Annotated in this window: 4 protein-coding genes; 2 read left to right on the top strand and 2 right to left on the bottom strand. The window is 62.8% G+C overall.

The window, feature by feature from the left end; all coding sequences use genetic code 11:
• Positions 1-1,671: hypothetical protein (locus tag ACLJOU_RS46770; protein ID WP_410575763.1), on the top strand; the 1,671-nt coding region annotated here is incomplete at its 5' end.
• Between the two features lie 408 nt (positions 1,672-2,079).
• A complete protein-coding gene (locus ACLJOU_RS46765) occupies positions 2,080-3,000 on the top strand; it encodes a hypothetical protein (protein WP_410575762.1) in 921 nt (306 codons plus the stop codon).
• Between the two features lie 390 nt (positions 3,001-3,390).
• Here ACLJOU_RS46765 and ACLJOU_RS46760 read toward each other — a convergent pair whose 3' ends face one another.
• On the bottom strand, positions 3,391-3,936 hold the full coding sequence (locus ACLJOU_RS46760; protein ID WP_410575761.1) for a hypothetical protein: 546 nt from the start codon (positions 3,934-3,936) through the stop codon (positions 3,391-3,393).
• A gap of 23 nt (positions 3,937-3,959) precedes the next feature.
• A complete protein-coding gene (locus ACLJOU_RS46755) occupies positions 3,960-4,412 on the bottom strand; it encodes a hypothetical protein (protein ID WP_410575760.1) in 453 nt (150 codons plus the stop codon).
• Positions 4,413-4,554: the final 142 nt, after the last annotated feature.

Below are 4,554 nucleotides of genomic sequence, written 5' to 3'. Positions count from 1 at the left end.
TCTCGCAACCTTGGACGACGACACGTGCTCTGCACTTCCCCAAGGGGAAGCGCCGACCCCTTCGGGAAGACCTTGTTGCACCCGAACGTAGCCGCGTTCATCCTGGGACAGCGGCAGGCCGCGCCGCGCTCCAGCCATGCCGAGAACGGACCGGGAGAAGTAATGCGCACCACAGATATCAATTGGCAGCCGTTCGAGGAACTTCTCGAATACGTAAATAAATCCCCTCTCGCGTTCGACGTCGCCGACGAGACGCAAGTGAGAAGTATTGCGCAATTAAAAGCGTTCTTCCTGCTAGAAGATCGCCAAGAAGACTTCGACAAGCTGTGCGCGGAGTGTGGTGCACGGGAGGAGGACGACGCGCAAGACGCCGTACTGTTGTACCGCGCGCTGACCGCAAAGGCGTTTCGGAAAGGAGACGAAACCACCGTATACGGAATCGAATCAGCGCCCGGTAATGCACTTTTTGCCTCCCGCCGCCTGGGGCCATGGGTCGAGTTAGCAAATGCCGATCCGCGACCGATATTCACGATGACACCCCTCCGTGGCCTGTTCCGGAGCAGCCCGGACGGATGGAAGCAGATCACAGAGCCCAGCGTTCCTCGCATCGGCGATATTTATGTACCTGACCTTGCTCGGCCGGACGTGCGTAAAGATATCAGCGAGGATATCCTGAAAATTATGCAGCTGATGGCCAACATTGGATTGGCTCGCTATTACAATGACAACCTGAGCAGGTTTCGCATCGAAGGGGAATCATCTTGGGTAGAAGTACCAAAAGACGCGAACATGCAGGAGTGGTTCAGGCCTCGAGATAGCGACTGGTACCTGCCCAAGGGCAGTCAGGTGTACAAGTTGGTAAGCGAAATATCGGACGCGCCGACTCGAGCATCGGCGAGCCTGGACGAGGGATCGAGGCTCAAGCGTTCGTCGTTGGACAACCGCTCGGACCCGGCACGCGCCTATCGTCCCGCTCAGATCGCGAAGCATCGCTCGCCCTCCTCGGCTCCTCGGATCAATGACTATCTCGAGACTGCCAAGATTCGCGTAAAAGGAGTTTGGAAAGGGGGCGGGTCTCCGGTTAGGGAGCTGCTCTGGTCTGAACTTGCCAAGTGTGTGGGAAAGTCCAAGCAGATCAGCGACATGTTCAAAAGTCAACTCGGCGAGGTGGTAGAAGCGGGCCGAGTCGGTAGGTTCGAACGATCATGTGTCGGTCCGGGAGCTGTTTTCGAAGTCGGTTCGACCCTGGCTGTCTCATCGCGGCCCGAACGTGCCAATGGCGTTAGTGGCTACAGCCTCGGGATCGATTGGTCTGTGGACTGGGTATTCCGACACGAGCCCATCGAGAATCGCAACGCCAACGTGTGTAGGCAGCTCAGAAACGCTGAAGCGGGGTTTCGACTTACGTGGTATGTGATGGGCGGTGTCGTCATGCTGGAACCTCTGCCAGTGCTCTTCGAACCACTTGAAGGATTCTGTGACTTTATCAGGGCAGTCTACGGTGACAGCTTCGCGCTCGGAGGCCTCGTGGGGATGATTTCCGGGGAAATAGTCGTCGAGAAGAGGCCGCTACGCGGCCTGAGCGTGCGCATCGCCAAGAGCCAGCAAGCGGATCTCGTCAAGAGCAGCCTCCGTAGAGGGGGATGGAGGGGGAGCGTCGTCATCGGGTGAGTATTGGAAGAGGGTTTCGGATGGACAGAACGATCTTGCGGCATTCTCCAGCGAGTTGCTCCCCCCGGAGGCGAGTGGTTCTTCCGCGGACACCAGTCGATAGCCTTGACCTTCGATTTGAACGCGTCGACGCGCGCAAGGTGCTCCGCTGCCAGTTCCCGGGCGGTCGCTTCACCGGCTCGCATGGCGTCGAGCTGTGGCGCGATGCCGGCGAAACCCAGCCCTGTCACTCGCACGGCCGGACGGTAGGCGACGGTCTGCGGCCGACTCCCGATTTCTTGTCTTCAGGGGAAGGCGGCTCACGACACCCACCTGACGCCCCGCATATGCGTCCCCGGTATAGGGTTGCCTCAAATCTTCGCCGTTGGGGCAGCGCGCGAAGGCGCGGAACAACGTACGATTCCGGCCATGCCTGTGAAGACAACGTGTGATACCTGCGATCAGCCTTTGTATGCGGCCTCCACCCCCCAGGGTGTTATGGTCGACATTCCATCGGAAGAAATCTTGATGCCGTGTGGTGACCAGTTCCATGTCCGCTGCTTCGTCAACAGAATCCGCGACATTCAGAAGTTGGTGGAGATTCCGAATTCCGCTCCTGTAGCGGTGTACGATGTGAACGCGGTCAACCGGAACGGTGAACTGGTCGTGGATCGGACCCGTGGCACACCCTATCGTCGCAAAGCGCTCGCCTTCGCCTGTCCGCACTGTAGGGAGCAAGATCTGTCGGTCGATTGGACCGACGCAAGACGAGCGCAATTGACCCAGGTGCTTACCAATGCTCCTCTTCTTTGTTTGCCGGGTGAAGTGTATCTGGAGCCCGATGATGGGCGGCAGGCGTTTTTCCCGGAGGCGCAGCTTCCGGATCAGCGTCGGATCCTCGCGTATAACGGCCTGCTGATCTGGCTGCCCGACGGTGTCGACACGAGCGACCTCCGAGACGACAATGGTAAACTCGTTCATCTGCCGACCAAGGTTGCGAACGCACGAAGCGGCAACGATGATCCGGCGATCAGGCGCGATGTCCAGGCGTTGAAGGACGCGCTGGACGGAATCGCAGATCAAGCGGGGGCTACGGAACGCCCGTACACCTTCATTAGTCAACTTGCGCGTATCGCGCTCTCGGTGATGGCGAAGTATTGGGAGGAGGAACCGAGTGCTCCTACGCTCGTCGTCCCCGGTAAACCCAACAATGCCGTCCCGACAGATGTTGTCGTCCGTGTGCGGATGATGCTCGAACATTTGAGCCTCGGTAACGAAGGCGGACGTCTCGACCGACTTGACTGGGCGGCCGTTGCCGCCCGAATGCGCGCATTGATGAACGCCATTTGAAGGCTGCGCCACAGTCATCGACAGGTCCTCGGCGCGAGCCTGGTCCAGAACCCGGGCCAGGGCCTGGGCGGCGCTGTCCAGCTTCAAATAGGAGAAGTGCGAACAGAGTTGCTGATAGCGGCGGGCCTCGCTCATCTTTGGCCCTGAACGGTTTCCGGACAGAGTTCAGGCCTCCTCGGACTCATAGGTGGGTTTACCGTCCAACTCCGCCGCGGTGGCGGCGTAGGTGGCCAGGTCGATCACGACGTGGGCCGCGGGCCTCTCGCGGGCAGGCAGGCAGCACAGCTTCGCCGCCTCGGCCAACGCCGCCGCCGACGGCGGCCGGCGCGTCTTTATGGGTGCAGGGCCGATCGGTGCTGAATGCGCCCATCGCGGCGTGTTCGAGCGCGATCACGTGCCTTTCGTCGCGGATGACTCGCCCGGCCCCGTCCGGGGCGCGGTGGTGAACCGCGATCGTCGCGCCGCGGTCGGTGACGATCCATAGCAATCCGTCCCGAGCCTGTGGCGGACCTTAACCTGCGCGCCGCCCGGCCCCAGCGGGACGGAGTAGACGTTGCCGCGAGCGGAGACCAGCGCCTGCGGCGTGACCATCCGGCCGAGGTCGAACCCGGCCGGGAACGCGACCAACGGTGGCTGGTGTAACCGCTCGGCTGCGGCCAGGGCGGCGACGGTGATGCGTTCGCCGTCGAGGACCCGGCGACGGCCATCGAGCTTGGCCGCGACCCGGTCCAGCCCGGCCTGGGCTTCGGCGATCGCGACGTCGTCGCCGAGCGCGCGCCACCAGCGCTGCGCAGCCGAGTAGTTGGCCTTCTCGACCACGCCTTTGCGGTTCCCGCGCCGCGGCGGACACGTCACCGAGCGGACCCCGTAGTGCTTCGCGACCTGCGCGAACGCGGCGGTGGTCCGGCCGGACGAGGGGTGATGGACCGTGGCCATCCGATCGAAGCGCCAAGCCTGGGTCACCCCACCGAGCCGCCGGAGCACCGCGTCGAGGCCTCGACCAGGTGCGGAAATTCCTCGGCCTCAGCCAGGACGCCGCACCACTTGCTCGAGTGAGCCAGCGCGCCGACCAGCAGATGCGCCTGCTTCCCGGCACCCGCAGCCCGCCGGCGGGTCCGGCAGCTCCAGCCAGTCCCGCTGGATCTCCTCACCCGGCGGTGAGCGATGATCGCGACGTCCCGGCCGCGGAACACCTGACAACGCTCGCAATGCGGACGCAGCTGATAGCGGCGCAGCGCCCGAGTGAACGTCGAGTAGCCGCCGTCATAGCCAAGCTCGGCGATCTCGTCCAGCAGCGTCGCTGCCCACCGATGCGGGTCGTCGGCCAGCGGGGCGCGGCAGTAGCCGACGAACGGCTCGAACGGGTCAGCCGCAGCAGACCGGCGTTTGCCCGGCACCACGTCGCCGGACAAGTAGCGGCGGACGGTCTAGTGTTATGCGCCATAAATCCGTCCTTGAAGTGTAGGGTGCATGGATGGCACGTACCGGCAGGCCGATGCCCCTGTTGACTTTGACTGAGGACGAGCGGGACACGTTGCAGCGCTGGGCACGGCG

The organism is Amycolatopsis sp. cmx-4-61 (assembly GCF_046548775.1).
Lineage (GTDB): Bacteria > Actinomycetota > Actinomycetes > Mycobacteriales > Pseudonocardiaceae > Amycolatopsis.
The sequence above is the reverse complement of the archived record's forward strand: the minus strand, read 5'-3'. Positions and strand labels throughout refer to the sequence as shown.